The organism is Stenotrophomonas sp. STEN031, from assembly GCF_056759975.1.
In genome coordinates this window covers 106430-122330 of sequence record NZ_JBRREA010000010.1, presented here as the reverse complement: position 1 = coordinate 122330, position 15901 = coordinate 106430, and the positions used below count along the sequence as shown (strand labels likewise).

The following is a 15901-nucleotide window of genomic DNA, read 5'->3' as shown; positions in this document are numbered from 1 at the left end:
CGGCAGAGGCATTACCGCGCAGGCTTCATGCCGAGCATGGCTCGGCACTACCGGTGGAGCTTGTGCCCGGCACTATTCCTTCGGCGGCTCCGGCCGGCTTTCCATCATCAGCGACAGCGCGGCCTTGGCCATCAGGTGGGCGCTGATCGGGGCAGTGATGAACAGGAACACGGTGATCAGCAGCTCGCGTGGCTGCGGGTCCTGGCCGAGGAAGATGTGGTACGCCACCGAGCACACCAAGACGCAACCCACGCCCAGCGTGCTGGCCTTGGTCGGTGCGTGCAGGCGTTTGAAGAAATCGGAGAAGCGCACCAGGCCGAGTGCACCGACCAGGATGAAGAAGCAGCCGAAGGCCAGCAGCGCCGACAGCGCGATCTGCAGAAAGGTGATCATTCGACGATATCCCTGCGCAGCACGAACTTGCTCAGCACCACCGTGCTGCAGAAGCCGAGCATGGCGATGATCAGTGCGGCCTCGAAGTAGATGGCCGAGTCCAGGTACATGCCGAACAGCATCAGCTCGGCGATGGCGGTGACCGACAAGGTGTCCAGTGCCAGGATGCGATCCGGCACGGTCGGGCCGCGCAGCAGCCGCCACAGCGCCAGCAGCATGGCGATACCGACGATGTGCATGCACACCACCAGGGTGGTTTCGAATATCTGGTAACCGTTCACGGGAAGATCTCCATCAGCGGCGCTTCGTAGCGGCTCTTGATCTCGTTGATCAGGGCGGTGGGGTCCTCAAGGTGCAGCACGTGCACCAGCAGGTGGCGGCGGTCCTCGGACAGGGCTGCCGACACCGTGCCCGGGGTCAGGGTGATGAAGCTGGTCAGCGCGGCGATGCCATGGATGTTGGCGATGTCCAGCGGCACCCAGATGAAACCGGGCTTGAGCTTGTGCTCCGGGCCCAGCACCTGCGCGGCCACGCGCAGGTTGGACACCAGGATGTCCCACAGCACCACCGCCAGCAGCTTGGGGATGGGCCGCAGCGAGCCGAGGCGGGCGAACTCGCGGTCCAGGCGCGCGGCGAACAGCGGGATCACGATGCCCAGCAGCGTGCCCAGCACCAACTGGCCAAGGTCGAAGCTGTCGGACATCACCAGCCAGAAGGCGACGACGGTGATCGACAGGGCCGGCGAGGGGAAGATCCGGCGCAGCAGGGGGCGACGCTCGCTCATGGCTGCCTCACCTGCGGCGTGGTGCCGCGGACGTCCTGCAGATACTGATCCGGCGCCAGCAGTTGTGCGGCGATGGCGTCGGTCTGGCGCATCAGCGGCCCGGCGAACACCGTCATCAGCACCACATAGCCGAGCAGCAGGCAGGTGGCGGCGGTTTCGAACGGACGTGCCGGGGCTTCGTCCGGCTCCGGTGGAGGGGCACTGTCATCGTCACCGGGCACGTGCCAGAACAGGCGGATGCCGGTACGCGCCAGGCCCATGATGACAAGCAGGCTGCTGCCCAGCACCGCGCTCCAGACCACCGCGGTATGCGCATCGGGTACGGCCGAGAGCAGCGCGGCCTTGGCCAGGAAGCCGGCCAGCGGCGGCAGGCCGGCAACGGCCACCGCGCCGACCAGGAACAACAGGCCCGGTACGGTCTTGCCCGGCAGTACGGTGAGTTCATGCTCGCGGCGGCGGTCGGCCTGCTGGCGACGGCGTCGCATCAGGTCGGCGATCAGGAACAGCGCGGCGGCGGCGAAGGTGCTGTGCGGCAGGTAATACAGGCCGGCCGAGATCGTACCGGCATTGCCCAGCGCGAAGGCGATGAACAGCGTCGCCGCCGACACCACCACCAGGTAGGCCACCAGCACACTCATGCGGGTGGCCGCCAGCGCGCCCAGCGCGCCAACCACCAGGGTCGCGATGCCGGCCCACAACAGCCAATCGCTGCCGTAGCCGCTCATCGCCCCTGCATCGGCATCGAACCACAGCGAGCTCACCCGCAGCACCGAATACAGGCCGACCTTGGTCATGATCACGAACAGTGCGGCGACTGCCGCTGGCGCGCGTGCATAGGATTCCGGCAGCCACAGGTACATCGGCAGCAGCGCGGCCTTGGAGCAGAACACCAGCAACAGCAGGCCCAGCGCGGCCTTGGCCAGCTTCAGGTGCGAGGGCGGCAGCTCGGCGATGCGCTGGCCGATCTCGGCCATGTTGAGCGAGCCCAGGGTGGCGTAGAGCATGCCCAGCGCGATCAGGAACAGGGTCGAAGCGGTGACGTTGAACACCACGTAATGCAGGCCGATGCGCATGCGCAGGCCACGCCCGCCGGACAGCAGCAGGCCGTAGGAGGCGATCAGCATCACCTCGAAGAACACAAACAGATTGAAGATGTCGCCGGTCAGGAAGGCACCGTTGAGGCCAACCAGCTGGAACTGGAACAGCGCATGGAAGTGCGGTGCGCGCCGGTCCCAGCCGGTGCAGGCATACAGCAGGCAGGCGATGGCCAGCAGCAGGGTGGTGCCCAGCATCCAGCCGGCCAGGCCGTCAGCGACCAGCGCGATGCCCAACCGTGCCGGCCAGTCGCCGAGCAGGTAGGCCGAGATCTGGCCCTGGCTGGTCTGTACGATCAACAGCGCCACCGCCACCGCCAGCGCGGCCATGCTGGCCCAAGCCACCGTGCGCTGCACCTTGGGGCCATAGCGGCGGTGCTCGATGAACAGCGACAGCGCGGCGCCCAACAGCGGGATCAGGATCGGCAGGATCACCAGGTGGTTCATGCGCCGCCCTCCGCCTTGGCGGCATCGGCTGCCGGCAGCTCGGGTTCATGCGCGTCCACATGGTCGCTGTGGTTGTCGCTGCGGCTGCGCATCGCCAGCACGATGCTCACCGCGGTCATCGCGAAGGCAATCACGATCGCAGTCAGTACCAGCGCCTGCGGCAATGGGTCGGTGTAATGCACCAGGCTGGTGGCCACGCCGTCCTTGAGCACCGGCGCCTTGCCGGTGACCGGCCGCCCGGCACTGAAGATCAGCAGGTTGGTGGCGTAGGACAGGAAGGTCATGCCCAGGATCACATCGAAGCTGCGCGCACGCAGCAGCAGGTAGATGCCGATGCCGGCCAGTACGCCGATGGCGCTTGCCAGTGCCAGTTCCATCAGTGCATCTCCCCGGTGCGTGCCGAACGGCGGTGGATATCGATTTCGCCGTTGCGGGCATTGCGGGTGCGCGAGGGCTTGATGGTGCCCATCATCGACAGGATCAGCATCACCCCGCCAAACACCACCAGGTAGACGCCAGTATCAAAGCCAATGGCGCTGGCCAATGGCACCTCGCCGATCAGCGGCAGGTGCAGGTCCAGGTGACCACTGGTCAGGAACGGCACGCCGAACAGCATCGACGCCGCGCCGCTGAGCAGGGCGATCAACAGGCCCAGGCCGATGCAGCGGATGTAGTCGAAGCCGAAGCGCGACTCCACCGACACCGTGCCCTGGATCACGTACTGGATCAGCAGCGGCACCGCCAGCACCAGGCCGGCGACGAAGCCACCGCCCGGCGCGTTGTGGCCGCGCAGGAACAGGAAGATCGATACCGTCAATGTCAGCGGGAACATGATCTGGGCCAGGTCGGCCGGCACCGGCAGCTTGATCGGCGGCCCCGGCATGATCTGCTCCGGTGCCATCCGCGTACGCCGCAGCATGGCGTGCACCACCAGCGCGGCGATGCCGAACACGGTGATTTCGCCAAAGGTATCGAAGCCGCGGAAGTCGACCAGGATCACGTTGACCACGTTGTGGCCATAGGCCTCGGGCAGCGAACGCAGCAGCATCTCCCCGGCCATGGTGTTGGGCGGCAAGGTCATCAGCGAGTAGGCCAGCGCGGCGATGCCGCCGCCGGCGATGATGGCGATCAGCGCATCACGACGCTTGCGCCAGCGTGCGTGCTCCGGCGGCGACTGTGCGGGCAGGTAGTTCATGCCCAGCAGCATCAGCGCCAGCGTCACCATCTCCACCATCAGCTGGGTCAGGGCCAGGTCGGGGGCCGACAGGAACACGAAGGTCAGCGCCACCATCAGGCCGGTGCCGCCCATCACGATCACCGCCAGCAAGCGTTGCTGGTACAGGAACAGTCCGGCAAACGCGCAGGCCAGCATCACCAGCCACAGTGTCCAGCCCAGCAAGGGCATGGACTGCGGGGCCGGCCATACCGGCATCACCGGATTGGCGATGTAAGGCGCGGCGGCAACGATCACGGCCACCAGTACCAGCGCGAACAGCATGCGCTGCAGGCTGCCATTGGCCAGTGCGGCGGTGACGGCGTGGGCGAAGCCGAACAAGGCGTCCAAACCGCGATGGAACAGGTGTTTGCCGGTGGGGCGGTTGCGCGCGGCATACAGGTCGGTGAAGCGACGCAGGCCGAAATACAGGGCAATACCGCCCACCACGCCGATCGCGCTCATCACCAGTGGCAGGTTGAAGCCATGCCAGACCGACAGGCTGTACTGCGGCATCGAGGCGCCGAGGATGGATGCGGCCGCGGTGTGCAGCACCGGCGCGATGGTCAGCGCCGGGGCGATGCCGACGGCCAGGCAGATCACCACCAGCACTTCCACCGGCACCTTCATCCAGCGCGGCGGCTCATGCGGCACCACGTCGATGTCGACCGGGCCCTTGCCGAAGAAGGTGTCATGGACGAAGCGCAGGCTGTAGGCCACGCCGAGGACGCCGGCCAGCAGCGCGGCGACGCTGATCGCCGAACGCATCCAGTCCGGGCCCTGGGTGGCCAGGGCCTCGGCGAACAGCATTTCCTTGGACAGGAAGCCGTTGAGCAGCGGGATGCCGGCCATCGCCAGCGAGGCGACGATGGCCAGTGCGCTGGTGATCGGCATCAAGCGGCGCAGGCCGCCGAGGCGGCGCATGTCGCGGGTGCCGGTCTCGTGGTCGATGATGCCGGCGGCCATGAACAGCGAGGCCTTGAAGGTGGCGTGGTTGAGGATGTGGAATACGCCGGCCACCACCGCCATCGGCGTGGACAGGCCGAACAGCAGGGTGATCAGGCCCAGGTGCGAGATCGTCGAATAGGCCAGCAGGCCTTTGAGATCATGCTGGAAGATCGCATTCCAGGCGCCGATCAACAGGGTGAGCGCACCAATGCCACTGACCACATAGAAGAACAGCTCGCTGCCGGCCAGCGCCGGGTGCAGGCGCGCCAGCAGGAACACGCCGGCCTTCACCATCGTTGCCGAGTGCAGGTAGGCCGACACCGGGGTCGGCGCGGCCATCGCCTGCGGTAGCCAGAAGTGGAACGGGAACTGCGCGCTCTTGGTGAAGATGCCGGCCAGCACCAGCAGCAGTGCCCACGGGTACAAGGCGCTGCTGCGGATCAGCGCGCCCGAGGCCAGCACCACGTCCAGGTCGAAGCTGCCGACGATGCGGCCGATCAGCAGCACGCCGGCCAGCAGCGCCAGGCCGCCACCGCCGGTGACGATCAAGGCCATCCGCGCGCCCTCGCGGGCGTCCTTGCGGTGCGACCAGAAGCCGATCAGCAGGAACGAGCTGATGCTGGTCAGTTCCCAGAACACCATCAGCAACAGCAGGTTGCCGGCCAGCACCATGCCCAGCATCGCGCCCATGAACAGCAGCAGGTAGCTGTAGAAGCGGCGCGCGCTGTCCTGTGCCGACAGGTAGTAGTGCGCATACAGCACCACCAGCGCGCCGATGCCGAGCACCAGCCCGGTGAACATCCACGCCAGGCCATCCAGGCGCAGGCTGAAGTCCAGGCCGATCTGCGGCAGCCACTGCCAGCTGTTGCGGACGATCTCGCCATCGAGCACGGCGGGGGTGACGCTGCCGAGCAGCGCCAGGCCCAGTACTGGTGCCGCGCCCGCCAGGCATGCGGCTGCGCCACGTGACAGGCGGCCAATCAGGGCGATGGCCGCTGCCAGCAGAAAGGGCAGCGCAAGCAGCAGCAACAGGACTGGCGTCATGTAGGGCGCGGTTCAGAAAGGGGTTTTGCAGTCTAACAGGCGATTTTTTCGATCCGCGACTTTTTCTGAATGATCCGTTCGGGTTAGATCGCCGGAGCCAGTGCTGCCAGTGGCTCCGGCCCGAAAACGTGAAAGCGGTGCGTCGCGTCGGGTTGTCTGGGCGCCATCCGATGCGGTGCAGCCGCCTGGCCGTTTGTAGGAGCGGCGTGAGCCGCGAAGCCGGTGGATCATCAGGTTGCGCAAATGCCAAGGGCTTCAGCAACATCGGTAGCCCGGATGCGCTGCGCCAACCGGGCTACCTTGGTGGCGCGTAGTCCGGCACTTTGTAGGAGCGGCGTGAGCCGCGAAGCTGGCGAAACCAATGCTGTTGCAATAGCAATAGCGCAAATCCGAAGCACCCCTCCCCAGCCCTCCCCTTGCCTACGGCAAAGGGAGGGGGCAAATGCCGCTCCCACAGGGCGATGCTCAACCCCGGTTCCTGCTTCGGAATCAGGGGTGCTTCGCCTATCCTTCATCGCATGGAGAACGATATTCGCAGTGTCGCGGACCAACGCCGCGCGCTGGTATTTGGCGGCAGTGGTCAGATCGGCAAGCGTCTGTTGGCGAACCTGGTTGCGGCGGGCTGGCAGGTAACAGCGGTGACCCGGCAGGCGCGTGAGCCCATGCCCGGGGTGGCGTGGCAGCTCGGCGATCTGTCCAGCACGAATCTGGCAGATCAACCCATGGACGCGGTTTTCAGCTGCGGCCCGCTGGATCATTTCGCGCGTTGGTATGCCGCCTCGGCCATTGCTGCACCGCGTGTGGTGGCATTTGGCTCGACCAGCGTGGACGTGAAACAGGACTCGTCCGAGCCGGCCGAGCGCGATGTCGCGCGGCGTCTGCGCGAAGCCGAACGCCTGCTGTTTGACAGCGCCGCAGCGCGGAACGTGGCGGCGACGGTGCTGCGGCCAACCCTGGTCTACGGTGCCGCCAGCGACAAGACCCTCACCAAGATCGCGGCGCTGGCCACGCGTACCGGTTTCTTTGCATTGCCCGCCAATGCCAATGGCCTGCGCCAGCCGGTGCATGTGCAGGATCTGGCTGACGCGGCAATGCAAGTACTGCCGCATCCATCCACTTCAGGCCAGGCCTATGCCTTGGGCGGTGGCGAAGTGCTGGGCTATGCCGAGATGGTGCGACGGACGCTGGCCTGTCTGCCCTCGCGGCCGCGTTTGCTGCGCCTGCCCACACCGCTGTTCAAGCTGGCCTTGCGGCTTGCGCATGCCGGCGGGCGCCTGCAGGGCATGAATGCCGCCGCGCTGGCGCGGATGACCGAGCCGCTGGCATTCGATATCGAACCGGCACGCCGCGATTTCGGCTATGCGCCGCGCGCCTTCGTGGCCGAGGCGGCGATGTTCATTGCGACGCCAGCATCAGCACAGGCATAGCCTGATCGCAGGGATGCGTGTTCCCGGGTAGCGGGTCAGGAAAGAGGTGGCGGGTCAGGAAAGAGACAGCGCGGCGGATGTATCCGCCGCACTCAGTAACGCCAGCCGAACTGCCGGAACAGCTTGGCCAGCACCCAGATCGGGCCGATCAGCAGGTAGGTCAGGTCGGTGAGGAAACTCGGCCGGCGGCCTTCGATCTTGTGGCCGATGAACTGCGCTATCCATGCCACCACGAACACACCGATGGCGATGTACAGCAGCATCTGGATGCCGAGCCGGTCTTCCAGCAGCCGGCAGATGCAGCCGAACACGAAGAAGATGATCAGCATGCCGATGCCCAGCGGGCGCGACAGCCGGTTGTAATAGGCCCAGGTGCCAAACATGGCGAACGCCGCCCAGATGCCATGCTGGAACCACGGCACGAGCGGCGGGATGCACCACAGCAGGGCGATGACTGACCACAGGATCGCGGGCACCGCGATGACGTGGATGGCCTGGTTGGTGTGGTTGACGTGATCGCCGGAGTAGCTGGCGAAATAACGATCCACCGGTCGCGCAATACTCATTCCACGTTCCCTCCCGGGTTGACTGGCAGAGCATAGCGCGGCTTCCCTACGGATGCGCACGGTGGCCGTGCGCATCCGTGACCGGTACTGCAGGAATCAGTCGACGCTGATGCCGGCCAGCTTGTCCAGCGCTTCGGCGTACTTGGCGCGGGTGCGTTCGATCACCTCGGCCGGCAGGGCGGGGCCCGGCGCGGTCTTGTCCCAGTCCAGCGTTTCCAGATAGTCGCGCACGAACTGCTTGTCGTAGCTGGGCGGGCTGATGCCCACCTGGTATTCGTCGGCCGGCCAGTAACGCGAGGAGTCCGGGGTCAGCATCTCGTCCATGATGTACAGACGGCCATCGGCATCGGTACCGAACTCGAACTTGGTGTCGGCCAGCAGGATGCCGCGCTCGGCCGCGTATTCGGCGGCGAACTTGTAGATGCGCAGGGTCGCGTCACGCACCTTCTCGGCCATGTCGGCGCCAACCGCCTTGACCATCGCGTCGAAGTCGATGTTCTCGTCGTGGTCGCCCACTGCCGCCTTGGTCGACGGGGTGAAGATGGCCTCGGGCAGCTTTTCGGCCTGCTGCAGGCCGTCGGGCAGGGCGATGCCGCTGATCTTGCCGGTGCGCTGGTAGTCCTTCCAGCCGCTGCCGATCACGTAGCCGCGGGCAATGGCTTCCACCGGTACCGGCTTGAGCTTCTTGGTCACCACCGCACGCTTGGCGTACAGCGCCGGGTCCACGCCTTCGGGCAGCACGCTGGCCACGTCGATGCCGGTCAGGTGATTGGGCATCAGGTGCGCGGTCTTGGCGAACCAGAAGTTGGACACCTGGCACAGCATCTCGCCCTTGCCCGGGATCGGGTCGGGCAGCACCACGTCGAATGCCGACAGGCGGTCGGTGGCAACCATCAACAGGTATTCGCCCGGGGGTGTTCCGGCTGGCAGACGTTCGCGCGGGATATCAAACACATCACGCACCTTGCCGCGATGGCGCAAGGGCAGGCCGGGAAGATCGGATTGCAACAGCGTGGTCGGCACGGGCACTCCTGGGACTTGGCAATGAATGCCGCCGGCGTGGAGGACCCGGGTCTGGAGGACCCGCAGGGCCCGCGGCTGGTCGGCGGGCGGCCTAGTGTACGGCGGGATTGGGCCGCTGTGGCATAAAATGCACGTCTTGATTGTCCTCAGGCCATTCGCCCACCCATGCGCTGGTACGGAAAACTGTTCGGTTTCATTGCCGGGGCCCTGCTTTTCAGGCCCAACCCCTTGTTTGGCGGGATAATTGGCCTGTTGCTGGGGCATGCCTTCGATAGCGACTGGTTCAAGCTGGGCAAGGACCTGCCGTACCGTGAACTGGGGGTGCCCCGCGACGCCACCGACGCCGAGATCGACCTGGCCTACCGCCGCCTGATGTCCCAGTACCACCCCGACAAAGTTGCCGGCGCCGCCCCCGAGCTGCGCGCCCAGGCTGAAAAGAAGGCCCGGCAGATCAACGCCGCCTACGACCGCATCAAAACCCTGCGCAAGCGCTGAAAGGCTCCGTCATGTCCAACTGCATCATCGCCCCGTCCATTCTCTCGGCCAATTTCGCCAAGCTCGGCGAGGAGGTCGACAACGTGTTGGCCGCCGGTGCCGACTGGGTCCATTTCGACGTGATGGACAACCATTACGTGCCCAACCTGACCATCGGCCCGATGGTTTGCCAGGCGCTGCGCAAGCACGGCGTCACCGCGCCCATCGACGTGCACCTGATGGTCGAGCCGGTGGACCGCATCGTGCCGGACTTCGCCGAGGCCGGTGCCAGCATCATCAGCTTCCACCCGGAAGCCAGCCGCCACGTCCACCGCACCATCCAGCTGATCAAGTCGCATGGCTGCAAGGCCGGTCTGGTGCTGAACCCGGCAACGCCGGTCGAAGTGCTGGACTGGGTGTTGGAAGACCTGGACCTGGTGCTGCTGATGTCGGTCAACCCGGGCTTCGGTGGTCAGGCCTTCATCCCGTCGACGCTGGACAAGCTGCGCGCAGTGCGCGCGATGATCGACAAGCTCGGCAAACCGGTGATGCTGGAAGTGGACGGCGGCGTAAAGGCCGACAACATCGGTGAGATCGCTGCTGCCGGTGCCGACGCCTTCGTTGCCGGTTCGGCCATTTTCAACGCGCCCAACTACGCCGAGATGATCAGCAAGATGCGCGGCAATGTCGCCGCGGCGCGAGGCTGAGTGATGGGCGCGGCGGAAGTGCAGATTCGTCCGGCCATCGCCGATGACGCAGGCCTGATCCTGCACTTCATCCGCGAGCTGGCCATTTACGAGAAAGCCGAATCCTCGGTGCAGACCGACGAGGCTGGCATTCGTGCCAGCCTGTTTGCTGCCGATGCCAAGGCACAGGCCCTGATCTGCGAACGCGGTGGTCAGGCGATTGGCTACGCCGTGTTTTTCTACAACTATTCGACCTGGTTGGGTCGCAACGGCATCTACCTGGAAGACCTGTACGTAAGCCCCGATGCGCGCGGCAGCGGGGCCGGCAAGGCCCTGCTGCAGCACATTGCCAGGCTGGCAGTGGCGCAGGGCTGCGGTCGTTTCGAGTGGTCGGTGCTGGACTGGAACACCCCGGCCATCGACTTCTACAAGGCTGCCGGTGCAGTAGCGCAGGACGAGTGGACGGTCTACCGCCTGCAGGGTGAAGCGTTGCAGAAATTCGCCAAAGGCGGCTGAACCGTAGTGCCGAGCCATGCTCGGCAGGGGCTTCACCGACAATGCCAAGGTAGTGCCGAGCCATGCTCGGCAAAGGCTTCACCTGTGATCTTTGGAATTCCCCGGTAATGCCCCAGCCGAGCATGGCTCGGCTCTACCGGTGAAGCGAAAAAAAGCCGCAACGTTGCCGTTGCGGCCGGGGAATCATCGGAGGCTGATCCTGCCTCCATCCATCGTCCTTGCTATGGCCTTTCATTCTCCGGATGCGCTGTGACAACACAGTGACATTCACCCGCCTGCAGCAATCCCCTTGCTAGGCTGCGCGCCTTCCCTGGAGATCCGCATGCAAGCAGCGCCCTGGTACCTGATCCTCAATGGCAAATCCGCTGGCGACGATGCTGTGCGCGATGCAGTGGCGCAGATGCGGGAAAAAGGGCAGGGTCTGCAGGTGCGGGTGACCTGGGAAGCCGGCGACGCCGAACGCTATGTGCGCGAAGCCATCGCCGCGCAGGCGCAGCTGCTGATTGCAGGCGGCGGCGACGGCACCTTGAGCGAAGTCGCCGAGGCGCTGGCGCACACGGGGCAGGATGCCTCGCGATTGCCGGCCTTGGCCTTGCTGCCATTGGGCACCGCCAACGACTTCGCCACCGCTGCCGGCATTCCGCTCGAACCGTTGGCGGCATTGCAGCTGCCAGCACATACGCAGGCGCGTGCCATCGACCTGCTGCGTGTCGAGGGTGATGGCAAGGTGCACTGGTGTGCCAACCTGGCCAGCGGCGGCTTTGGCACCGAAGTGACGGTGGAAACCCATGAAGGCCTGAAGAAGATGCTCGGTGGCCTGGCTTACGTGATCACCGGGATCAGCAAGCTCGGGCGGATCGAGCCGATCCAGGCACGCATCCGTGGCGAGGATTTCGAATGGCAGGGCGGTTTCATCGCACTTGGTATCGGCAATGGCCGCCAGGCCGGAGGCGGCCAGCAGCTATGCCCCGATGCGCTGTTGGATGACGGGTTGCTGGACCTGACCATCATTCCGGAGCTGTCCGGCGAACTGATGACCACCCTCGGCACCTTGTTCAGCGAAGGCAAGCATGCGGCGCTGGAGCAGGTGGCTGAACGTGCACGGCTGCGCGAGCTGTGGATCGAGGCCGAGCAGCCGCTCACCCTGAACCTGGACGGTGAACCGCTGCAGGCCCGACGCTTCCATATCCAGTGCGTGGCCGGGCGGGTACGCATGCATCTGCCGGCCGCAACAGCCCTGCTGGGCAGCTGAATCGTTGCTGCTGCAAGCAAATCCCCATGCTGCGGATGCACACCGGGCCCCAATCTTGCGGTAGAGTGGCCCGGTGCCCATTCTGACGACCAAGCGTTCCCTTTCTTCCGCTCGCCGCTGGTGGCGATGGTGGCCCGTTGCCGTCGTCCGTACCGCCACCGTCGATTCCCGGAAGGAAAGCCGTCTTGATCACGCAAGAGCAGTTCCAGCAGCTGGCCGCTGAAGGCCACAGCGCACACCCGCATAATTTTGTCCCCGTCGTCCGTGAAGTGCTGTCCGACCTGGACACGCCGCTTTCGGTCTACCTGAAACTCGCCGACGGCCCCTATACCTATCTGTTCGAATCGGTCGAAGGCGGCGAACGCTTCGGGCGCTATTCCATCATCGGCCTGCCGGCACGCCGCATCTACAGCTTCCGCAGCCATACGCTGGAAGTCAGCGAGCTGGGCGAAGTGGTGGAGCGCCGCGAGGTGGCCGACCCGCTGGCCGAGGTGGAAGTGCTGCGCAAGCAGTATTCGGTGCCGCAGCTGGACGGCCTGCCGGGCTTCACCGGTGGCCTGGTTGGCTGGTTCGGTTTCGAGTGCATCCAGTACATCGAGCCGCACCTGGGCGCGGGCGAAAAGCCTGATGAGCTGGGCACGCCCGACATCCTGCTGATGCTGTCCGAAGAGCTGGCGGTGTTCGACAACCTCAAGGGCCGCCTGTACCTGATCGTGCACGCCGACCCGGCGCAGCCACAGGCCTGGGCGCGCGCAAATCGCCGCCTCGATGAGCTGGCCCACCGCCTGCGTCAGGGCGGTGCCGGTTACCCGCAGTCGCAGGTGTCCGACGCCATCGACGAGCAGGATTTCCAGTCCTCGTTTACCCGCGAGGAATACCACGCAGTGGTGCGCAAGGCGCAGGAATACGTGCGTGCCGGCGATATCTTCCAGGTGGTGCCGAGCCAGCGCCTGCGCGTGCCGTTCCGTGCGCGGCCGATCGATGTCTACCGCGCGCTGCGCGCGTTGAATCCGTCGCCGTACATGTATTTCATCGATGTTGGCGGCACCCAGGTGGTCGGCTCCTCGCCGGAGATCCTGGCGCGGCTGCGCGATGGCATCGTCACCGTGCGCCCGATCGCCGGCACCCGCCCGCGCGGCGCCACGCCGGAGCTGGACAAGGCCTTGGAGGTCGAGCTGCTGGCCGATCCCAAGGAGCGCGCCGAGCACGTGATGCTGATCGACCTGGGCCGCAATGACGTGGGCCGCGTCGCCGAACCGGGCACGGTCAAGGTGGGCGAGCAGTTCGTGATCGAGCGCTACAGCCACGTCATGCACATCGTCAGCGAAGTCACCGGCACCTTGAGGGCCGGCCTGAGCTATAGCGACGTGATGCGCGCAACCTTCCCGGCCGGCACCGTCAGCGGCGCACCGAAGATCCGCGCGCTGGAGATCATCCGCGAGCTGGAGCCGGTCAAGCGCAATGTCTATTCCGGCGCGGTCGGCTACATCGGCTGGAACGGCGATGCCGATACCGCCATTGCCATCCGCACCGCGGTGATCCAGGACGGTTACCTGTACGTGCAGGCCGGCGGCGGCGTGGTCTATGACTCCGATCCCGATGCCGAATGGCAGGAAACCATGAACAAGGGTCGCGCGCTGTTCCGTGCGGTGGCGCAGGCGGCGAAGGGGCTGTGATGCGCTTCGTGCCGGCTGCTGATTGCCGTGCCTTGCAGGTTCGAGGCGATGTTCGATTTCACCAAGGAGATAGGTTGATGCAACGGATACTGCCGCGTGCTTTGGTTCTGCTGTTGTCGCTGGTTCCATTGGCCGCCATGGCGCAGGTCAACAGCCTCCCATCGCAGCCGCATCTACTGGTGAAGGGGCAGGCGCAGCGGGAAGTTGTGCCGGATCAGTTCGGTATCAAAGTCACCCTGCGTTCGATAGACAAGGCCCCCGCCGTTGCCCGCGAACGCGCGCAAGCCAATGCGGCGCAGGTACTGGCTGCCTTCAAGGCCCAAAAAGCATTGCCTGACAGCGTGCAGGCGTCGGCGCTGAGCATCACTCCGGAGTACAAGTACCAGAACAACGTGCAGGTATTTACCGGAAGCAAGGTTGAGCGCTCGTTGTCGGCCGAGTTCGGTTCATTGGAGGAGGTGCGCCGCCTGCTTGGTAGCTTGACGACCAGTGAAGAGCTGCAGGTTTCGGGGATCACCACCAGCTTCAAGGATGAGGCCGGCGTCCGCGTCGAATTGAAACGCCAGGCTGCTCAGCAGACCCGGGATACGGCCAAGAATCTAGCTGACTCCTACGGGGTACGTTTGGGTGGGCTGTACACCATCTCCGAAGTCGCTCCGAACTTTGCCTATGGCATTCAGGCTGGCACTTGGCCTGGCGAGAATGGGAGTAGGGGGGGGCGGTAGCCGACGGGCGTCCATGGCTCCCCCTGGTAGGCAGGGTGTCGGTGCGCCCGCATCCGCTGGCTTTGCCGAATCGCTTGAAGCCGGCAGCATCACTCTTTCCGAAAACGTCTACGCGGTCTTCCTGATCGCCCAATGAGTCCTTTCCCATGCTGTTGATGATCGATAACTACGATTGAGGTCTACTGGCGTCTATCAACCTCCATGGAACAACTCTAAGTCTATGTTTTTAAAGGGTTGATCGTCCATCGAGCGATTCTGAAAGCTGGACAAATCCAGTGCTCATGTGTGTAATGGAGTGTGTAACGGGCCAAACTGGAGGCGTTATACACATGGCACTCACAGCACTCAATCTTCTCTCGGCGCGCAAAGTGGAAACGGCGCAGCCCAGGCCCAAGGTGTACCAACTCCGGGACGGAGGCAGCCTCTTTTTGCGCGTTCAGCCCAACGGCTCCAAGCTCTGGTGGTACCGCTACCGGCTGGGCGGCGCTGAACAGGTGTACTCAATCGGGGTGTACCCAAAGGTCACGCTGGAGGCAGCCCGTGCGGAACGGGACCGGGCAAAGGCGTTGGTCAAGAAGGGCCTCGACCCCATCGTGGAGAAAAAGGCGGCGATCGCCCTCCAGGCCGACACATACGAACGCACGTTCGAGACCGTTGCTCGGGAGTGGATCGTCAGCAATGCTCACTGGAGCGAGTACTACACCAACCAGGTCACCAGCTACCTTGAGAAGGATGTTTTCCCCCGGATTGGCAAGTTGCCGATCAGCAGCATCAGGGCTCCACATCTGCGCCCCATCATCAAGGATGTGGCGGCTCGTGGCGCGAAGACTGTGGCGATCCTCATCCGCCAGTGGTGTGGGCAAATCTTCAGTTATGCGGCTGCCCAAGGTCTCTGCGAATACGATCCTGCCGCCTTGCTCAAGGGACTGGTCAAGCGCCCTCAGGTCCGCCACAACCCTCCGTTGACATGGGCAGAGATCCCGGACTTTCTCAATCGTGTGGACAACGAAGGGGGTTACCAGACGACAGTCCTCGCCCTCAAGCTGATGGCTTTGACCTACGTGCGCACCGTAGAACTGCGCAAGGCCTCCTGGGAAGAGTTCGACCTGGACAACGCCATGTGGTCGATTCCGTCCGAGCGCATGAAGATGCGACGCCCCCATCTGGTTCCCCTGTCACGGCAGGCGGTGGCCGCTCTTAGGGAACTACATGCTCTAACTGGCGGCGGCAAAGTATTGTTCCCGAGCTACAGAAAGCCGGGACAAGTGATGTCGGCAACGACGCTCAATCAAGCACTCAAGCGCATGGGTTATGGCGGACGGTTTTCGTCCCATGGCTTCCGCTCGACCGCAACGACGATCCTTGGACTGTTGGGATATCCGGAGAAGCGGGTCGATCTTCAACTCGCTCATTCCAAAAAGAGCAAGGACTCATCGCGCGCGCCCTACGATCACACGAAGTTTGTGGAGTCCCGCAAGGTAATCATGCAGGACTGGGCTGACATCCTTGACTCATTGCAGGCAGGGAAACCCGTTGAAGGGGTCACGAAGGCGTTTGGCCCCATGTCGAAGCGTAGAACGGCGCTGCTCCGTGTCATAGAGCGCGAGTGATGTCTGCTGCTTGGCGAGTGGAA

The 15901-nt window shown here is 64.7% G+C and carries 16 protein-coding genes; 8 read left to right on the top strand and 8 right to left on the bottom strand.

The features are described 5' to 3' along the window. Positions 1-72: 72 nt before the first annotated feature. The 6 genes from ACVOLQ_RS07125 to ACVOLQ_RS07100 are packed head-to-tail and all read right to left on the bottom strand — an operon-like array spanning position 73 to position 5923. The gene (locus ACVOLQ_RS07125) at positions 73-393 is read right to left on the bottom strand and encodes a Na+/H+ antiporter subunit G (protein ID WP_405051648.1); all 321 of its coding nucleotides are present in this window, start codon (positions 391-393) and stop codon (positions 73-75) included. Further along, on the bottom strand, positions 390-632 hold the full coding sequence (locus ACVOLQ_RS07120; RefSeq protein ID WP_313171338.1) for a K+/H+ antiporter subunit F: 243 nt from the start codon (positions 630-632) through the stop codon (positions 390-392). The genes ACVOLQ_RS07125 and ACVOLQ_RS07120 overlap by 4 nt, the downstream gene beginning before the upstream one ends. Before the next feature lie 38 nt (positions 633-670). After that, complete coding sequence (locus tag ACVOLQ_RS07115; RefSeq protein ID WP_313170903.1) at positions 671-1177, bottom strand: Na+/H+ antiporter subunit E; 507 nt, start codon at positions 1175-1177, stop codon at positions 671-673. Then, entirely contained in the window at positions 1174-2718 is a 1545-nt protein-coding gene (locus ACVOLQ_RS07110; protein ID WP_481527513.1) for a monovalent cation/H+ antiporter subunit D, read from the bottom strand. The genes ACVOLQ_RS07115 and ACVOLQ_RS07110 overlap by 4 nt, the downstream gene beginning before the upstream one ends. Continuing rightward, complete coding sequence (locus ACVOLQ_RS07105; RefSeq protein WP_313170900.1) at positions 2715-3095, bottom strand: Na+/H+ antiporter subunit C; 381 nt, start codon at positions 3093-3095, stop codon at positions 2715-2717. Before ACVOLQ_RS07105 ends, ACVOLQ_RS07110 begins: the two co-directional genes overlap by 4 nt. Then, positions 3095-5923: a monovalent cation/H+ antiporter subunit A gene (locus tag ACVOLQ_RS07100; protein ID WP_481527512.1), complete on the bottom strand. Its 2829-nt coding sequence runs from the start codon at positions 5921-5923 to the stop codon at positions 3095-3097. Before ACVOLQ_RS07100 ends, ACVOLQ_RS07105 begins: the two co-directional genes overlap by 1 nt. 518 nt (positions 5924-6441) lie before the next feature. Between ACVOLQ_RS07100 and ACVOLQ_RS07095 the strand changes: the two genes are divergently transcribed. Then, the gene (locus tag ACVOLQ_RS07095) at positions 6442-7350 is read left to right on the top strand and encodes an NAD-dependent epimerase/dehydratase family protein (RefSeq protein ID WP_481527511.1); all 909 of its coding nucleotides are present in this window, start codon (positions 6442-6444) and stop codon (positions 7348-7350) included. Between the two features lie 92 nt (positions 7351-7442). Here ACVOLQ_RS07095 and ACVOLQ_RS07090 read toward each other — a convergent pair whose 3' ends face one another. Then, the gene (locus ACVOLQ_RS07090) at positions 7443-7916 is read right to left on the bottom strand and encodes an Mpo1 family 2-hydroxy fatty acid dioxygenase (protein ID WP_293705843.1); all 474 of its coding nucleotides are present in this window, start codon (positions 7914-7916) and stop codon (positions 7443-7445) included. A gap of 96 nt (positions 7917-8012) precedes the next feature. Then, positions 8013-8939, bottom strand: coding sequence for a phosphoribosylaminoimidazolesuccinocarboxamide synthase (locus tag ACVOLQ_RS07085; RefSeq protein WP_057626444.1), 927 nt, complete (start codon positions 8937-8939; stop codon positions 8013-8015). Positions 8940-9104: 165 nt separating this feature from the next. Here ACVOLQ_RS07085 and ACVOLQ_RS07080 point away from each other — a divergent pair, with 165 nt between their 5' ends. The 7 genes from ACVOLQ_RS07080 to ACVOLQ_RS07050 all read left to right on the top strand — a co-directional run bounded on the left by ACVOLQ_RS07080 (position 9105) and on the right by ACVOLQ_RS07050 (position 15878). Next, positions 9105-9434 carry a J domain-containing protein gene (locus tag ACVOLQ_RS07080; protein WP_312370834.1) on the top strand — a complete coding sequence of 110 codons (330 nt, stop codon included), beginning with the start codon at positions 9105-9107 and terminating at the stop codon, positions 9432-9434. 11 nt (positions 9435-9445) lie between these two features. Further along, on the top strand, positions 9446-10120 hold the full coding sequence (rpe, locus tag ACVOLQ_RS07075) for a ribulose-phosphate 3-epimerase (RefSeq protein ID WP_481514323.1): 675 nt from the start codon (positions 9446-9448) through the stop codon (positions 10118-10120). A 3-nt stretch (positions 10121-10123) separates the two neighbouring features. Further along, positions 10124-10615: an N-acetyltransferase family protein gene (locus tag ACVOLQ_RS07070; RefSeq protein ID WP_481527510.1), complete on the top strand. Its 492-nt coding sequence runs from the start codon at positions 10124-10126 to the stop codon at positions 10613-10615. Positions 10616-10937: 322 nt separating this feature from the next. Next, on the top strand, positions 10938-11867 hold the full coding sequence (gene yegS, locus ACVOLQ_RS07065; RefSeq protein WP_481527509.1) for a lipid kinase YegS: 930 nt from the start codon (positions 10938-10940) through the stop codon (positions 11865-11867). A 185-nt stretch (positions 11868-12052) separates the two neighbouring features. Next, positions 12053-13543 (top strand): anthranilate synthase component I, encoded by a 1491-nt coding sequence (gene trpE, locus ACVOLQ_RS07060; protein WP_481527508.1) that lies wholly within the window; start codon positions 12053-12055, stop codon positions 13541-13543. Positions 13544-13620: 77 nt separating this feature from the next. Continuing rightward, positions 13621-14268, top strand: coding sequence for an SIMPL domain-containing protein (locus ACVOLQ_RS07055; RefSeq protein WP_481527507.1), 648 nt, complete (start codon positions 13621-13623; stop codon positions 14266-14268). 329 nt (positions 14269-14597) lie between these two features. After that, entirely contained in the window at positions 14598-15878 is a 1281-nt protein-coding gene (locus ACVOLQ_RS07050) for a tyrosine-type recombinase/integrase (RefSeq protein WP_003060765.1), read from the top strand. Positions 15879-15901 lie beyond the last annotated feature (23 nt).

Coding starts and splice junctions, on each gene's coding strand:
- ACVOLQ_RS07125 (WP_405051648.1), bottom strand. CDS start 393: ATGATCACCTTTCTGCAGATCGCGCTGTCGGCGCTGCTGGCCTTCGGC.
- ACVOLQ_RS07120 (WP_313171338.1), bottom strand. CDS start 632: ATGCACATCGTCGGTATCGCCATGCTGCTGGCGCTGTGGCGGCTGCTG.
- ACVOLQ_RS07115 (WP_313170903.1), bottom strand. CDS start 1,177: ATGAGCGAGCGTCGCCCCCTGCTGCGCCGGATCTTCCCCTCGCCGGCC.
- ACVOLQ_RS07110 (WP_481527513.1), bottom strand. CDS start 2,718: ATGAACCACCTGGTGATCCTGCCGATCCTGATCCCGCTGTTGGGCGCC.
- ACVOLQ_RS07105 (WP_313170900.1), bottom strand. CDS start 3,095: ATGGAACTGGCACTGGCAAGCGCCATCGGCGTACTGGCCGGCATCGGC.
- ACVOLQ_RS07100 (WP_481527512.1), bottom strand. CDS start 5,923: ATGACGCCAGTCCTGTTGCTGCTGCTTGCGCTGCCCTTTCTGCTGGCA.
- ACVOLQ_RS07095 (WP_481527511.1), top strand. CDS start 6,442: ATGGAGAACGATATTCGCAGTGTCGCGGACCAACGCCGCGCGCTGGTA.
- ACVOLQ_RS07090 (WP_293705843.1), bottom strand. CDS start 7,916: ATGAGTATTGCGCGACCGGTGGATCGTTATTTCGCCAGCTACTCCGGC.
- ACVOLQ_RS07080 (WP_312370834.1), top strand. CDS start 9,105: ATGCGCTGGTACGGAAAACTGTTCGGTTTCATTGCCGGGGCCCTGCTT.
- rpe (WP_481514323.1), top strand. CDS start 9,446: ATGTCCAACTGCATCATCGCCCCGTCCATTCTCTCGGCCAATTTCGCC.
- ACVOLQ_RS07070 (WP_481527510.1), top strand. CDS start 10,124: ATGGGCGCGGCGGAAGTGCAGATTCGTCCGGCCATCGCCGATGACGCA.
- yegS (WP_481527509.1), top strand. CDS start 10,938: ATGCAAGCAGCGCCCTGGTACCTGATCCTCAATGGCAAATCCGCTGGC.
- ACVOLQ_RS07055 (WP_481527507.1), top strand. CDS start 13,621: ATGCAACGGATACTGCCGCGTGCTTTGGTTCTGCTGTTGTCGCTGGTT.
- ACVOLQ_RS07050 (WP_003060765.1), top strand. CDS start 14,598: ATGGCACTCACAGCACTCAATCTTCTCTCGGCGCGCAAAGTGGAAACG.